This is a genomic window from Klebsiella sp. CD33 (genome assembly GCF_051992865.1).
In the GTDB taxonomy this organism is placed as follows: Bacteria; Pseudomonadota; Gammaproteobacteria; order Enterobacterales; family Enterobacteriaceae; genus Klebsiella; species Klebsiella pneumoniae.
The window spans coordinates 2539719-2553916 of sequence record NZ_CP197023.1; the positions used below are offsets into that span (position 1 = coordinate 2539719).

Sequence of the window (14198 nt, forward strand, 5' to 3'; positions counted from 1 at the left end):
AATGAAAAAAGTACTTATCGTGTGCGGTAATGGTTTAGGCAGCAGCTTCATCATTGAAATGAATGTCAAAAAGATCCTTGCCGAAATGAATAAAGAAGCTGAAGTCGCACATACCGATCTGACGTCGGCAAAAAGCGAAACTGCCGATCTTATTCTCAGCGCCAAAGACATTGCAGAACATCTTAGCAGTCACTCTGCAAAGGTCGTTGGATTAAGTAATTTACTTGATAACAATAAAATTAAAGAAATTTTAGCAGAAAACATTTAAGCAACGGCTATCTGATTCGTGGAGTTAAACATGCTTCATTTTCTTATTTATGATGTGCTAGGAACACCGGCGATACTGGTTGGTTTATTTTCACTGATCGGTCTGCTGTTGCAAAAAAAAGGAATTTCAGACGTTATTTCAGGCACGCTGAAAACCATCATGGGTTTTGTCATATTGACCGCCGGCGCCGGTATTATAGCCTATACGTTAACCATCTTTAGCCAGTTATTTGAACATTCTTTCCATATTCAGGGCGTGGTGCCCAACACTGATGCCATGGCCGCTCTGGCGCAGAAGAATTACGGCACGGAAACCGCCACCATTATGGTATTGGGCATGCTGATCAATATCGCCCTGGCGCGTCTAACGCCATTAAAGTACATCTTTCTGACCGGACATCATACGCTTTATATGGCTGCGATGCTGGCGGTTATCCTGTCTGTAGGGGGCTTGTCAGGGGGATGGGTGGTGGCCATCGGGGCGGTTATTCTCGGTGCGATGATGGTCATCTCCCCGGCTATCTTGCAGCCGTTTACCCGTAAAATTACCAATACCGACGATCTGGCTCTCGGCCATTTTGGCTCTATTGGTTATCTGCTTTCCGCGCTGGTGGGCAAAGTCGTCGGGAAAGGTAGCCCCTCGATTGAAGAAATTAAAGTGCCTAAGTCACTCAATTTTCTTCGCGACTCGTCGGTGGCCATCTCTCTCACTATGATGATTCTGTTTCTGGTGCTGGTGCTCGTTGCGGGCAAATCCTTTGTCGAGGAGACCCTGAGCGCTGGTCAGAACTTTATTATCTTCGCCATTATTCAGTCCCTCACGTTTGCTGCAGGAGTTTATATCATCCTCGCCGGGGTTCGGATGGTGATTGCCGAGATCGTCCCGGCGTTTAAAGGGATTGCAGACAAACTGGTTAAAGACGCGAAGCCGGCGCTGGACTGTCCGACGGTGTTTCCCTTCGCTCCGAATGCCGTCATCGTCGGCTTCCTCGCAAGCTTTGTCGCAGGGCTGGTCAGTATGTTCCTCTGCCCGCTGTTCGGCTTGAGCGTCATCGTCCCGGGCCTGGTTCCCCACTTTTTCTGCGGGGCCACGGCGGGGGTTTACGGCAACATTACCGGCGGACGTCGCGGGGCGGTGGTAGGGGCTTTTGCTCACGGTCTGCTCATTTCGTTCCTGCCTGCCATTCTCTTGCCCATGATGGGGGATATGGGACTGGGCTCCACAACCTTTGGAGACGCAGACTTTGGCGTTGTCGGCATCGTGCTGGGTCATATCATCGCAATGTTTAACTAACTATTTATCGGAGGTGGTTTATGAGCGCTAAATTTTCACCGTCACTGATGTGCATGGATTTAACGCAGTTCAAAGAGCAGATCACGGCAATGAATAAAAAAGCGGATTTTTACCATGTTGATATAATGGATGGCAATTACGTCCGCAATATCACACTGTCTCCCTTTTTTATTGAGAATCTGAAAAAAATTACTACTGTGCCCATTGATGTTCATCTGATGGTGAATCATCCGGAAGATATCATTCCCATGTGTCTCGAGGCCGGCGCCGATATCATCAGCTTTCATCCCGAGACGGCGAATAACAAAATATTCCGCCTGCTGAATCAGATCAAGGATGCAGGCAAAAAGTGCGGGGTGGTGCTGAACCCGGCGACACCGGCAGAAAGCATTGCCGAATATGCGCATCTGCTGGATAAAGTGACGGTCATGTCGGTTGACCCTGGCTATGCCGGACAAAAGTTTATTCCTGAGTCGCTGAACAAGATTAGAAAGCTCATCAACATGCGCAAAAATAATGGTTATCACTTTCTGACGGAAATTGATGGCTCTTGCAATGAGAAAACCTTCGGTCAGATTGCTGAATCCGGGGTAGATGTCTTTATCGTCGGCACATCGGGTCTGTTTTCGCTCCATGAGGATGTCAGCCAGGCGTGGGACAGAATGATCGAGATCTTCCAGCGGGAAACTGTCGCTGCATAACGGGTTATCTCTCTTCGAACCACAGTGTGTATTTGAATAAGCCTTAAAAGATCTGCATCACGCCAGCGATGCTGGTTTGTTATTTAACGACCACTCTATATGAATGCGGGTGAATCATGGATATTTCGACAGTGCTTAATGTTAAAAACATCAAGTTAAATATGACCGCCAGAACCAAAGAAGAGGTGATAGAAGAACTCACCGATTTACTTATCCAGGATGGCGCCGTCACCAATAAGGAAGACTTTATTCGTGATGTCTGGTTACGTGAGGAGCAAGGCTCTACCGGTTTTGAAAATCATATTGCGATCCCGCATGGTAAATCTTCCGGTGTTTCCCGTACCGCATTAGCCATCGGACGCACGCAACATGCCATTCCCTGGGAGACCATGGATGGCAGCGATGTCCGCTGTGTTATTTTATTTGCGGTTTGCCTGGTGGATCAAAATGCCACCCATATTCGCCTGTTGGCACAAGTGTCTGGGTCACTGGCGGATGAAGACATTATCGCTAAATTACTTGTTGAATCTGATCCACATAAAATCATTGCGCTTTTCAATTCAGAAACAGAAAACGCCGATGCTTAATACCAACTTGCTAATATCGATTGGTAATTTATTAAATTAATTAACGGAGAAACATTATGAATATTGTCGGCGTTACCGCCTGCACGGTGGGGATTGCACATACCTATATTGCGCAAAAGAAAATTGAAACTGCGGCTAAAAAAGCCGGACATAACGTTAAAATCGAGACGCAAGGAACCATCGGCATTGAGAACCCGTTAACCGCTGATGAGATTGCCGCAGCAGATATTGTCCTGCTTGCTGCCGATGTCAAAGTAACGGGCGAGGAGAGATTTGCCGGCAAGAAAGTCGTTAAAGTCGCGACGGAAACGGCAGTCAAATCCCCCAATAAGTTGATTGAAAAACTCAGTGAACTAGTCAATTCATAATTTTATTTCGGCCTGGCGACTCTACATTAAAGGGCGTGACTTATGTCTCTAAAACAAATATGGCAAGCAGCAAACCCTAAAGGACATCTGCTGACCGCTATCTCGTTTCTGATCCCCATTGTCTGTGGCTCTGGGTTTATTATCGCCATCGGCATGGGGCTTGGCGGAACGGTGCAGGACACGTTAACTCCGGGACAATTTGATGTATGGCAGGCGATGGCCACCCTGGGCGCCAAGGCGCTTGGGCTGTTGCCGGTGGTGATTGCCGTGGGAATATCTGGCTCGATCGCCGGCAAACCAGGCATCGCGCCAGGATTTGTCGTCGGGCTGGCGGCGAATACCATAAGCGCAGGCTTTATCGGTGGGATGATTGGTGGCTATATTGCGGGGTATATTGCGCTGGCGATCATTAAAAACGTCAAGGTGCCTGACTGGGCCCGCGGGTTGATGCCGACGCTGATCGTTCCCTTTTTTGCCTCCATTATCAGCTGCCTGATTATGGTCTATATCATCGGTACGCCTATCGGTATCTTTACGGAAGCGCTTACGTCTTTCCTGAGAAGCATGGGCACGTCGTCGAATTTGGTGTTAGGCGCAGTCATAGGCGCATTGTGTATTGTTGATTTTGGCGGCCCGCTGAATAAGACATGCTTTGCTTTCGTGCTGACCCTGCAGGCGCAGGGGATAAATGAACCCATTACCGCACTTCAGTTAGTTAACACCGCTACGCCTATCGGATTTGGCCTGGCTTTCTTTATTGCCAAACTGCTGCGTAAAAATATCTATAACCGTGAAGAAGTGGAAACCTTAAAATCAGCGGTTCCGATGGGGATTGTGAATATCGTTGAGGGTTCTATCCCGATCGTCATGAATGATATTGTGCGCGGTATCGCGGCGGCGGCTATCGGCGGCGCGTGCGGCGGGGCGGTCACCATGGTCTATCGTGCGGATGCGACGGTTCCTTTTGGCGGAGTACTGATGATCCCCACAATGTCACATCCGATGGCAGGCATCATGGCCCTGCTGGTGAATATCGTTGTTACCGCCACGGTCTATGCTGTCATCAAAAAAGATATCCCTCGCGACGTGATTGTTGATAATGATTACGAAGAAGAGGATATCGACCTGGATGATATTAAAGTGAGCTAACGTATCCCAGGGTTATTTTAAATCAACATTAAGCTCTTCCTGTAAGAACATCAGCCCATGACTAAGCATTACTTAGTCATGGGCTACTCTTTGCATCTGTCATCCCCGAAGAAAAATGGAGCAGGGTAAGCAGAAGATCAGGGGAAATAATTTTGTTGCAAAAATGTGAACCCTTCAGTAGCCTTGTCTCTTTCGGAGACAGGAAATGCTCGTCACTGATTCACTTCTTGCATACACCCTCGCTGCCACACTGCTTACTCTTACACCAGGTCTCGATACCGCGCTCATCCTGCGCACGGCGACCGCTGAAGGTGGACGCAAAGCCTTGCATGCCGCGTTAGGCATTGATCTCGGATGCTTTATTTGGGGCGCCGTGGTGGCCTTTGGCTTAGGGGCGCTGCTGGCGGTTTCTGAGTTGGCTTATACCTTGTTGAAATGGTGCGGAGCGGGCTACCTTTGCTGGCTGGGCATCCAGTTGCTTCTGCGCCCGCGCCAGCAATTTAACACCACTCCGGCAGAATCCACTACCACCAGTAACTGGTTTCTGCGTGGGATGCTGGGGAATGTGCTTAATCCCAAAATGGGTGTTTTCTACGTTTCGTTTTTACCTCAGTTTATCCCCGCCGGGCATTCACCCGTGAGCTGGACTTTTCTCCTGGTCGCTATCCATGTATTGATTGGTACGCTGTGGTCGTTAACGCTGATTACCGCCACTCGCTATGCCGCAGGCATCCTGAAAAAACCAGCCGTAGTGAAATGGATGGATCGGACGACCGGCTGCCTGTTTCTGTTATTCGCCGCGAAGCTGGCCATGAGTCGGCGGTAGTCTCCGGTTTCGTCCGCCCGGGGGGCAATGCCCGCTTTCATCCGGTGTCGCCTTGCCGGAATACAGACTTTCCTGCCATACCATGGCAAATTTCCTGCACTTTGACGCTCATTGATTATACTTTGATGGCAGCTTGTGCTGCCTCAAGCAGTTGTCGCGATGGTGGATATCAAAACCAATATCCCGAACATTGGGTCAACGGGGCCGAGGAACATGTGTTCATGTAACAGTCGTGGAGGTATGGAAAGATGGGATTATTAAATTTTGTGAAAGAAGCGGGCGAGAAAATATGGGATGCCGTCTCCGGCGACAGTAAAGAAGATCGGGCCGATAAGCTGAAAAAACATATCGATGGACTTAATCTGCCTGGCGCCGAAAAGGTCAATATTGATGTTGCGGAAGATGGCACCGCAACGGTCACTGGTGATGTCGCTTCGCAGGAGGATAAGGAAAAAATTCTGGTTGCGGTCGGGAATGTCACTGGCGTAGGCCAGGTCAGTGACGGCGTTAAGGTGACGCAAAGCGGGGCGGAAAGTCGTTTTTACACGGTCAAATCCGGTGACACTCTGAGCGCAATCTCAAAAGCGATGTATGGCTCGGCCAATGAGTATCAACGCATTTTTGAAGCCAATAAACCGATGCTGACCCATCCCGACAAAATCTATCCGGGTCAGGTGCTGATTATCCCGGCGAAGTAGGCCACTCAGCAGCAACATCAGCGATGGCAGGAATACTTGCTTTATACCGCTGTCGGAAGCCGCCGCGGACATCTATTCCTCTCTCAACGGCAAAAGAGCCAGCAAGCTGGCTCTTTGTTCCCCCGGGTTCAGGCGCTTACTGTGCGTCAGCCAGTGCCAGTCGGGCCTCTTCCTGCTCGGTGATTTTACGCTGTTGCTCAAGTTCCAGCGCGCCGCGATGAGAGAGGTAGCAGAAGAGTATGCAGCAGACGATCCCGCCCATCAGCAGATAGAACCCGCCGTGCCAGCCCATTTTATCGACCATTACGCCGAACAGGCTGGTGCCTAACGATGCGCCAAAGATATAGCTCATAAATCCGCGCAGACCCACGGCTGAACCGACGGCAAAGCTGGGGACGATTTCCATGGTCTGGACCGAGGCCAGAAACTGCGGGACATAAATAAGGCAGCCCACAATCGCCGCGAATACCGTGACCATCAGCAGAGATTCGCTTTTCCAGTAGCCAATCAGACAGATGAAGATTAGCGTCATACAGATTATGGCTAACGGCATCCGGCGCCCTTTAAACAGCTTGTCGGAGAGCCAGCCGGCCAGCAGAGTAGACGGAATCGCCGCCCACTCAAAAAACAGGAATGCGACGCTCATTTGTTCTTTGGAAAAATGTTTCACCGTCAGCAGGTAAATTGGCAGCCAGCTGATCATGCCGAAACGCACCATATAGACAAACACATCCACAAAGGAGACATACCAGGCGTTTTTGTTACGCAGTACGTAGGTACAGAAGATCTGAAATGCGCTCATGTTCTCCGGCGCTTTCTGGCCGTGTTTGGTCTTCAGCACCACTTTCTCTTCCGGCATCATCTCTGCCAGCGAAGGCAGACCTTCCTCGCGCGGCGAACCCTTACCCAGCACCAGTACGCTAATGGCGAATACCACCGCCACGCAGGCCGGTACAATGTAGCTGGCGCTCTGCCAGTGCTCGGTGCCGAGAATGGCGAATGCGGCGCCGACGATCGGGGCGACAATTCCGCCGCCGACGTTATGGGAAATGTTCCAGAACGCCCCTACGCGGCCACGCTCACGGCGCGGGAACCAGTTCGCAATAGTAATAAAAGAGGGGCCGACCCCCATACCCTGAAACAGGCCGTTCAGGACAACCAGCGCAGCGAAGACCCAGAATGCGGTACTGAATCCTAACCCGACGTTGACGATAGCGCACAGCACCAGGCCACAGGCCATAAAGACTTTCGGGCTGGCTTTATCCGCGAGGCTGCTCATTACGCCTTTACTGATCCCGTAGGCGATGAGCATACAGCTGCTGAGCAAACCGATCTGCGTGGCGCTGAGGTCTAACTGTTCTTTCAGATAGGGCGTGGATAAGGTGAAGTTATTGCGCACGATATAGTACGCCAGGTATCCCAGAAATACGCTTAGCAGCGCCTGCATACGGTATCGACCATAGGTTGCCTGAATTTTCTCAGCAGGAACTTTATTCGCCGACGGGCCTTTTTTTAATAATGATAACATGTCGTCACCTGTATTTATATTGATATGAACATCAGGAGTAATTACCCCGAAGGGTGAAATAAGCGGCTAAAAAATTCAAATCGTCGAAATGAGTCAAAATTGACTCAAAATAATGCAGGGACGGGTTGTTTTTGACCCATCTGGCATGAGCGAGATTTTGCGCAATTAATTTTGCGCTGGTTTTATGTCCGGCTTGTGCGGACACTAACAAATTGCCTAATCATTATCTGGTAATCTTTCCCGATATTCCCGGACGCCCGTTTGACTATTTTTCCGCTCGCGGCGATTAATTCACCAGATGTCATAAACGGGTAAGTTTTGTCTCAACGCGGTTTTTACGGTATTTCAATATTTATGAACGGGATCACAAACATATTTCTTCGTGGGGTCAGGATAGTGAGCAAAATGCTCGCGCTGCTGCTGCTGACCGCATGGCTGAGACCCTGTGCGGCGCAAAGCAATGAGCTGGTGATGGCGACGACATTTTCTCCCAGCGCCACCGTGTGGATTATCGATCGCTGGCAGAAAGAGCCGGGGTCGGTGATGATAAGGACGCTCAACCGCACCAGCGCCTCGCTGGAACAGTTGCTTGATACGGCAAATGCCGAAAATGTCGATCTGATCCTGACTTCGTCGCCGATGCTGCTGCAGCATCTTCAGGAGCATCAAAAACTGGCGCCGTTCAGCGGTGCGCCGGCAGTCAGCCAACATCTGGTGCCGGAATCCATTCGCTCCACCTCCGTGGCCGTGGCGATCTCCGGGTTCGGTTTGCTGATGAATCGCTCAGCGCTGATGACCCGGCATCTGCCTGCGCCAGCGGACTGGGATGACCTGACCGATCCCCGTTATCAGGGGGCGCTGCTGATGAGCAGTCCGTCGCGTTCGGATACCAACCATCTGATGGTGGAGTCGCTGCTGCAACAAAAAGGCTGGATTAAAGGATGGGAAACGCTGTTGACGACGGCGGGAAACCTCGTGACCATTTCATCCCGTAGCTTTGGGGTGGCAGATAAGATTAAAAGCGGCCTGGGCGTGGCTGGTCCGGTGATTGATAATTACGCCAATCTGCTACTGAACGATCCGCACCTGGCTTTTACCTATTTCCCCCAGTCGGCGGTTTCGCCGACCTATGTCGCAGTGCTTAAAAACAGCCAGCACGCCAGCGAAGCGCGGCGGTTTATTCGCTATCTGTTAAGTCCGGAGGGCCAGACGATCCTCGCCGACGCTAATACCGGGAAGTATCCGGTAACACCGCTGGCGCCAGGCAATCCACGGGCGGCGCAGCAGGCGATGCTGATGAATCAACCGCCATTAAACTATCGATTGATCCTCAAACGTCAGCGTTTGGTTCAGCGGATGTTTGATACGGCGATTAGCTTTCGTCTTGCTCAGCTCAAAGACGCCTGGCGAGCGCTGCATAGCGCGGAGGTCCGTCTTAAGCGTCCGCTGCCCGAGATACGGGCGCTGCTCACCCGTGTCCCGGTGGATCCGGCCAGCAGCGAGGATGAAACCTGGCTGGCTCAGTTCGACAACAAAAGTTTTGCGGAACAGCAGATGATGGAGTGGCAGCTCTGGTTTCTCAACAACCAGCGGCAGGCGATTACTAAACTGGAAGAACTGAAATGACGGACAGGTCCATGCTGCAACGCCTGCGGCAAATCAGTATCAGTAGCAGTCTGCGCGGGGCATTTCTGACGGGGGCGCTGCTTACGCTGATTGTCAGCAGCGTAAGCCTCTATTCCTGGCATGAACAAAGTTCGCAGATCCGCTATTCGCTGGATGAGTATTTTCCGCGCATCCATGCGGCTTTTCTGATTGAAGGGAATCTCAACCTGGTGGTCGATCAGCTCAATGAATTTCTGCTGGCACCAAATACCACGGTACGACTGCAGCTGCGCAACCAGATTATCCAGCATCTGGACAAAATAGAACGGCTAAGTCAGGGGTTGTCGCCGGCAGAACGCCAGCAGTTGGGGGTGATATTGCAGGACAGCCGCGCGCTGCTGGCGGAACTGGATCGCGTGCTCTACAACATGTTTCTGGTTCGTGAAAAGGTGGGAGAGCTTGCGGCGCGGATCGACTGGCTGCACGATGATTTCACTACCGAGCTGAATTCGCTGGTGCAGGATTTTACCTGGCAACAGGGAACGCTGCTCGATCAGATTGAAGCCCGACAGGGGGATGCGAGGCAGTATCTGAAACGCGCCCGGGAAGTGCAGAATGAACAGCAGCAGGTCTATACCCTGGCTCGTATTGAAAATCAGATCGTTGACGACCTGCGCGACAGGCTCAATGAACTGAAATCCGGGAATGATGACGGCATGCTGGTGGAGACGCATATCCGCTATCTTGAAAACCTGAAAAAAACGGCGGATGAAAATATCCGTGCGCTGGATGACTGGCCGAGCACCATTACCCTGCGACAAACGATTGATGAGCTGCTGGAAATTGGCATGGTGAAAAATAATATGCCGGATACCATGCGCGACTATGTTAGCGCGCAAAAAGCGCTCGTGGAAGCCAGCCGGTCCAGAGAAACGACGCTGGGGCGCTTCAGAACGCTGCTGGAAGCCCAGCTTGGCAGCAGTCACCAGCAGATGCAGATGTTTAATCAGCGTATGGCGCAGATTGTCCGGGTCAGCGGCGGGTTAATCCTGGTGGCGACCTTGCTGGCGCTGCTGCTGGCATGGGGGCTAAACCATTATTTTATTCGCTCGCGGCTGGTGAAACGCTTTACCGCGCTGAATCAGGCGGTGGTGCAGATTGGTCTGGGCCGGACCGAGGCGACCATTCCGGTTTACGGGCGCGACGAGCTGGGACGTATTGCCGGTTTGCTTCGTCATACCCTGGGTCAGCTTAATGCGCAAAAACAGCAGCTGGAACAGGAGATTGGCGAGCGAAAAGCGATTGAGACCGATCTGCGCGCCACGCAGGACGAGCTGATCCAGACCGCTAAACTGGCGGTGGTGGGACAGACGATGACCACCCTGGCGCATGAGATTAATCAGCCGCTGAACGCGCTGTCGATGTATCTTTTTACGGCGGGAAGGGCGATCGAACAGGGACAGGCGGAGCAGGCGCGGACGACGTTAAGCAAAGCAGAAGGGCTGATCAACCGCATTGACGCGATTATCCGCTCCCTGCGCCAGTTTACCCGCCGCGCAGAACTGGAAACGCCGCTGCATCCGGTCGATTTGCGTCAGACGTTTACCGTGGCGTGGGAACTGCTGGCGATGCGTCATAAGCCTCAGCAAGGGACGCTGGTGATACCGGATGACACTGTCTGGATCCAGGGGGACGAAGTGCGCGTCCATCAGGTGCTGGTGAACGTGCTGTCCAATGCCCTCGACGCCTGCCCGCACGCCGCGCAAATCACCGTGAGCTGGCAAATCCAGGGCGGAAGGCTGTGCGTGTTGATTGCCGATAACGGCCCTGGCTGGCCTGCGGCCTTACTCCCTTCGCTGTTAAAGCCGTTCACTACCAGTAAAACCGTGGGGCTCGGAATAGGGCTTTCGATATGTGTTTCGCTGATGACGCAAATGGAAGGGGCGTTGCGCCTGGCGTCGACGTTTACACGCAGTGCCTGCGTGGTGCTGGAATTCAATTTGACGGATGTAAAAGATGTTGAGTAATAACTGTTCGATTCTGCTGATTGACGATGATGCCGATGTGCTGGATGCCTATACGCAGCTGCTTGAGCAAGCGGGGTATCATGTCAGTGCCTGTAATAATCCGGTTGATGCGCGGGAGCAGGTGCCGAAGGACTGGCCCGGCATCGTTTTAAGCGATGTCTGCATGCCCGGCTGCTCCGGTATCGATTTAATGACGTTGTTTCATCAGGATGACGATCTGCTGCCGATTCTGCTTATCACCGGTCACGGCGATGTGCCGATGGCGGTGGAGGCGGTGAAAAAAGGGGCCTGGGATTTCCTGCAAAAGCCGATCGATCCGGGCAAACTGCTCACGCTGGTGGACGCCGCGCTGCGTCAGAGGCAATCGGTTATCGCCCGTCGCCAGTATTGTCAGCAAAAATTACAGGTTGAGCTTATTGGCCGCAGCCAATGGACGGTTCGGTATCGCCAGCGCCTTCAGCAGCTGGCAGAAACGGATATTGCGGTATGGCTTTACGGCGAGCCGGGAACCGGCCGCATGACCGGCGCGCGTTACCTGCACCAGTTAGGACGGCACGCTGAAGGTCCGTTTATCGCCTGCGAGCTGACTCCGGCTAACGCCCATACGCTTAATGAACTGATCGCCCAGGCCCAGGGCGGAACGCTGGTCTTAAGTCACCCCGAGCATCTGACTCACGAGCAACAGCATCAGTTGGTACAGCTGCAGAGTCATGAGAAGCGGCCTTTTCGCCTGATTGGTATTGGTAGCGCTTCGCTGGTGGAGTTGGCCGCCAGCAGCCAGATAGTGGCGGAACTCTATTACTGCTTCGCGATGACGCAAATTGGCTGCCAGCCTCTGTCAAAGCGACCTGATGATATCGAGCCGCTGTTTCATCACTATTTGCAAAAAACCTGTCAACGGCTGAATCATCCCGTCCCGGAGGTGGATGCTGGTCTGTTGAAGGGGATGATGCGCCGGGTGTGGCCAAATAACGTTCGCGAACTGGCGAACGCCGCCGAGCTGTTTGCAGTAGGGGTATTACCACTCGCAGAAACGGTTAATCCGCTGATGCACATTGGCGAGCCGACGCCGCTGGATCAGCGGGTTGAGGACGTCGAACGGCAGATCATCACCGAAGCGCTGAATATCCACCAGGGACGTATTAATGAGGTGGCGGAGTATCTGCTGATACCGCGTAAAAAACTTTATCTCAGAATGAAGAAGTATGGTCTGAATAAAGAGCACTACAAAGGGGTTTAGGGCATCTTGTCAGACGATGGTTGAAAATTATGAGGACAGATACAGATTATAAATGCCTTCAAGTCAGCAGAGGCGATTTATGTTATTGTGACTGCTTAAATTTCCTTAAAAGGTGTGACTGTTGAACATGCGAATATTGACTGTAGTTGATTATGATGAGATGTGGCCGGCTTTATTTGAGAACGAACGTACTCTGTTGCAGATGACGCTTGGTAAAGTGATATCCCGGATTCATCATATTGGTAGCACCTCGGTGCCTGGATTATCAGCTAAGCCAGTAATAGATATATTAATCGAAGTTGCTAATCTTGAAGAACTGGACAGTTTGAATCAGGCAATGGAGGGTGTAGGATATACTGTGCGTGGTGAAAACGGCATTTTAAATCGTAGGTACTTTACAAAAGGTGGAAATCAGCGTAGTCATCATATCCATGCGTTTGCCACCGGGGATGCTCAAATCATAAAACACCTGGCATTCCGTGATTACCTTATTAAACACAATGACGTAGCCATTCAGTACGCTTTAATGAAAAAAAGCGCGATGTTATTATGTGAAAATGACAGCCACCGATACAGCATTTATAAAGCGGATTTCATTCAGAAACATCTTCGTATGGCGCTTATTGATGCGGGTCACCTGGGCTAGCCTTCAAATAAACTACAGCCCATGTTTTTTTTGTAATTTTTCACAGCGTTACCTCTTGTTTCTCCATTATTAGCAAACAGCACGCCTTGCAGACTCCCTGCGGCTTCCTGCAACTGAGCATTCTGAATAAGCGACGGGGCGATAAAGCCGATAACGCATCGTTCAGTATGGAGACACTATTTCACAACCCCAGCGGCTTGGCCTCCTGTATGAACTCAATCAGAAGGCGAAGCCCGGTCGGCAATTGCCGGCGGCTTGAATAATAGATATGAAAACCTTCCTCCAGTGGGGACCATTCCGTAAGCACCAGACGGAGCCGTCCATCCTTGACATAGGGTGCAACAAGAGGCTCCGGAAAATACATCAGGCCAGCCCCGCCCAATACGGCCACCAGACCCGTTTCGGCATGATTGACCGTCACTGAGCCTGGCACCGTCATTTGGTATGTTTCGCCGTCTCGCGCAAGTTCCCAGCGATAAACCCGATCGTCACCGAGACGATTGCTGATGCAGCGATGGTGTAATAAATCATCCGGATGTTCAGGCGTTCCGTAGCGTTCCAGATAATCAGGGGAGGCCGCGATAACCCAGCGAATATCGGCAGATAAACGCCGGGCAACCATGTCCTCCGGGACGGTGCCACCGTAGCGGATGCCGGCATCGAAGCCCGCATCAGTCACGTCAACCATACGGTTGCTGGCCACAATATCGATTTCAATATCGGGATAGCGATCCATAAAAGCGGGCATGATCGGCGCAAGCAAAAGATTTGCCGCTTCAACGGCTGCATTGATGCGGATACGACCGGTAGGGGTATTGCGATACCGGTTAAGCGATTCAAGCGCGCCTTCTATGGCGTCGAAAGGCTGAAGAACAGACTGAACCAGTTCCTCACCTGCTGCCGTAGGGGTGACGCTCTTGGTCGTGCGATTAAGCAGGCGAACCCCAAGCCGGGTTTCCAGCCCCTTCAGGGCATGACTCAGCGCTGATGCACTGACGCCTAGTTCAATTGCCGCACGGCTGAAGCTGCGATGACGTGCAATCGCCATGAAATAAATAAGATCGGCAACATCAGCTCTGCTTATTTGCATACAGAATAGTTTTCCTTATGCGGCGTTAAAACCCGAATGCGTTGATGAAGAAATGATATACACCTTAGACCGATTAGGGCTAATCCATTGCTGAATTTTTTTCACAAGTCCATTCATGCACGTCCACTCACTGTACACGTTGTGCTTCGTTATTCTTGAAAATCATGCGCTC

General features: G+C 51.6%; 14 protein-coding genes. 12 read left to right on the forward strand and 2 right to left on the reverse strand.

Annotated features, from left to right (window positions below):
• Position 1 precedes the first annotated feature (1 nt).
• The 8 genes from ACR809_RS12645 (at position 2) to lysM (ending at position 5890) form a co-directional block, all read left to right on the forward strand.
• On the forward strand, positions 2 to 268 hold the full coding sequence (locus tag ACR809_RS12645; protein WP_065901196.1) for a PTS sugar transporter subunit IIB: 267 nt from the start codon (positions 2 to 4) through the stop codon (positions 266 to 268).
• A gap of 30 nt (positions 269 to 298) precedes the next feature.
• Entirely contained in the window at positions 299 to 1561 is a 1263-nt protein-coding gene (locus tag ACR809_RS12650; RefSeq protein WP_009307844.1) for a PTS ascorbate transporter subunit IIC, read from the forward strand.
• A 20-nt stretch (positions 1562 to 1581) separates the two neighbouring features.
• Positions 1582 to 2262 carry a D-allulose 6-phosphate 3-epimerase gene (gene alsE / locus ACR809_RS12655; RefSeq protein WP_042937443.1) on the forward strand — a complete coding sequence of 227 codons (681 nt, stop codon included), beginning with the start codon at positions 1582 to 1584 and terminating at the stop codon, positions 2260 to 2262.
• Positions 2263 to 2378: 116 nt separating this feature from the next.
• The gene (locus tag ACR809_RS12660; protein ID WP_122051305.1) at positions 2379 to 2849 is read left to right on the forward strand and encodes a PTS sugar transporter subunit IIA; all 471 of its coding nucleotides are present in this window, start codon (positions 2379 to 2381) and stop codon (positions 2847 to 2849) included.
• Between the two features lie 56 nt (positions 2850 to 2905).
• Positions 2906 to 3217, forward strand: coding sequence for a PTS fructose transporter subunit IIB (locus ACR809_RS12665; RefSeq protein WP_020316888.1), 312 nt, complete (start codon positions 2906 to 2908; stop codon positions 3215 to 3217).
• Positions 3218 to 3259: 42 nt separating this feature from the next.
• Positions 3260 to 4366, forward strand: coding sequence for a PTS fructose transporter subunit IIC (locus tag ACR809_RS12670; protein WP_117119741.1), 1107 nt, complete (start codon positions 3260 to 3262; stop codon positions 4364 to 4366).
• Between the two features lie 205 nt (positions 4367 to 4571).
• Entirely contained in the window at positions 4572 to 5192 is a 621-nt protein-coding gene (locus ACR809_RS12675; RefSeq protein ID WP_004190051.1) for a LysE family translocator, read from the forward strand.
• A 248-nt stretch (positions 5193 to 5440) separates the two neighbouring features.
• The gene (lysM, locus tag ACR809_RS12680; protein WP_004184091.1) at positions 5441 to 5890 is read left to right on the forward strand and encodes a peptidoglycan-binding protein LysM; all 450 of its coding nucleotides are present in this window, start codon (positions 5441 to 5443) and stop codon (positions 5888 to 5890) included.
• 136 nt (positions 5891 to 6026) lie between these two features.
• On the opposite strand, the gene pgtP is transcribed toward lysM, so the two are convergent.
• Positions 6027 to 7418: a phosphoglycerate transporter PgtP gene (gene pgtP / locus ACR809_RS12685; protein ID WP_004184088.1), complete on the reverse strand. Its 1392-nt coding sequence runs from the start codon at positions 7416 to 7418 to the stop codon at positions 6027 to 6029.
• A 405-nt stretch (positions 7419 to 7823) separates the two neighbouring features.
• On the opposite strand from pgtP, the gene pgtC reads away from it, so the two are divergent.
• From pgtC to ACR809_RS12705, 4 genes are all read left to right on the forward strand, one after another.
• Positions 7824 to 9044: a phosphoglycerate transport regulator PgtC gene (gene pgtC / locus ACR809_RS12690; RefSeq protein WP_122051306.1), complete on the forward strand. Its 1221-nt coding sequence runs from the start codon at positions 7824 to 7826 to the stop codon at positions 9042 to 9044.
• Between the two features lie 11 nt (positions 9045 to 9055).
• A complete protein-coding gene (pgtB, locus tag ACR809_RS12695; RefSeq protein WP_162992581.1) occupies positions 9056 to 11050 on the forward strand; it encodes a two-component system sensor histidine kinase PgtB in 1995 nt (664 codons plus the stop codon).
• Positions 11040 to 12290: a two-component system response regulator PgtA gene (pgtA, locus tag ACR809_RS12700; RefSeq protein WP_122051653.1), complete on the forward strand. Its 1251-nt coding sequence runs from the start codon at positions 11040 to 11042 to the stop codon at positions 12288 to 12290. Before pgtB ends, pgtA begins: the two co-directional genes overlap by 11 nt.
• 127 nt (positions 12291 to 12417) lie before the next feature.
• On the forward strand, positions 12418 to 12936 hold the full coding sequence (locus ACR809_RS12705; protein ID WP_004199889.1) for a GrpB family protein: 519 nt from the start codon (positions 12418 to 12420) through the stop codon (positions 12934 to 12936).
• Positions 12937 to 13117: 181 nt separating this feature from the next.
• Here the strand turns inward: ACR809_RS12705 and ACR809_RS12710 are convergent, their stop codons facing one another.
• Positions 13118 to 14026, reverse strand: coding sequence for a LysR family transcriptional regulator (locus tag ACR809_RS12710; protein ID WP_122051308.1), 909 nt, complete (start codon positions 14024 to 14026; stop codon positions 13118 to 13120).
• Positions 14027 to 14198 lie beyond the last annotated feature (172 nt).

What these genes read in the sequence shown, in the direction of transcription:
- pgtC (WP_122051306.1), top strand. Translation starts at nt 7,824, where the DNA reads ATGCTCGCGCTGCTGCTGCTGACCGCATGGCTGAGACCCTGTGCGGCG.
- ACR809_RS12645 (WP_065901196.1), top strand. Translation starts at nt 2, where the DNA reads ATGAAAAAAGTACTTATCGTGTGCGGTAATGGTTTAGGCAGCAGCTTC.
- ACR809_RS12705 (WP_004199889.1), top strand. Translation starts at nt 12,418, where the DNA reads ATGCGAATATTGACTGTAGTTGATTATGATGAGATGTGGCCGGCTTTA.
- ACR809_RS12670 (WP_117119741.1), top strand. Translation starts at nt 3,260, where the DNA reads ATGTCTCTAAAACAAATATGGCAAGCAGCAAACCCTAAAGGACATCTG.
- ACR809_RS12650 (WP_009307844.1), top strand. Translation starts at nt 299, where the DNA reads ATGCTTCATTTTCTTATTTATGATGTGCTAGGAACACCGGCGATACTG.
- ACR809_RS12710 (WP_122051308.1), bottom strand. Translation starts at nt 14,026, where the DNA reads ATGCAAATAAGCAGAGCTGATGTTGCCGATCTTATTTATTTCATGGCG.
- ACR809_RS12675 (WP_004190051.1), top strand. Translation starts at nt 4,572, where the DNA reads ATGCTCGTCACTGATTCACTTCTTGCATACACCCTCGCTGCCACACTG.
- pgtB (WP_162992581.1), top strand. Translation starts at nt 9,056, where the DNA reads ATGCTGCAACGCCTGCGGCAAATCAGTATCAGTAGCAGTCTGCGCGGG.
- ACR809_RS12665 (WP_020316888.1), top strand. Translation starts at nt 2,906, where the DNA reads ATGAATATTGTCGGCGTTACCGCCTGCACGGTGGGGATTGCACATACC.
- pgtP (WP_004184088.1), bottom strand. Translation starts at nt 7,418, where the DNA reads ATGTTATCATTATTAAAAAAAGGCCCGTCGGCGAATAAAGTTCCTGCT.
- lysM (WP_004184091.1), top strand. Translation starts at nt 5,441, where the DNA reads ATGGGATTATTAAATTTTGTGAAAGAAGCGGGCGAGAAAATATGGGAT.
- alsE (WP_042937443.1), top strand. Translation starts at nt 1,582, where the DNA reads ATGAGCGCTAAATTTTCACCGTCACTGATGTGCATGGATTTAACGCAG.
- pgtA (WP_122051653.1), top strand. Translation starts at nt 11,040, where the DNA reads ATGTTGAGTAATAACTGTTCGATTCTGCTGATTGACGATGATGCCGAT.
- ACR809_RS12660 (WP_122051305.1), top strand. Translation starts at nt 2,379, where the DNA reads ATGGATATTTCGACAGTGCTTAATGTTAAAAACATCAAGTTAAATATG.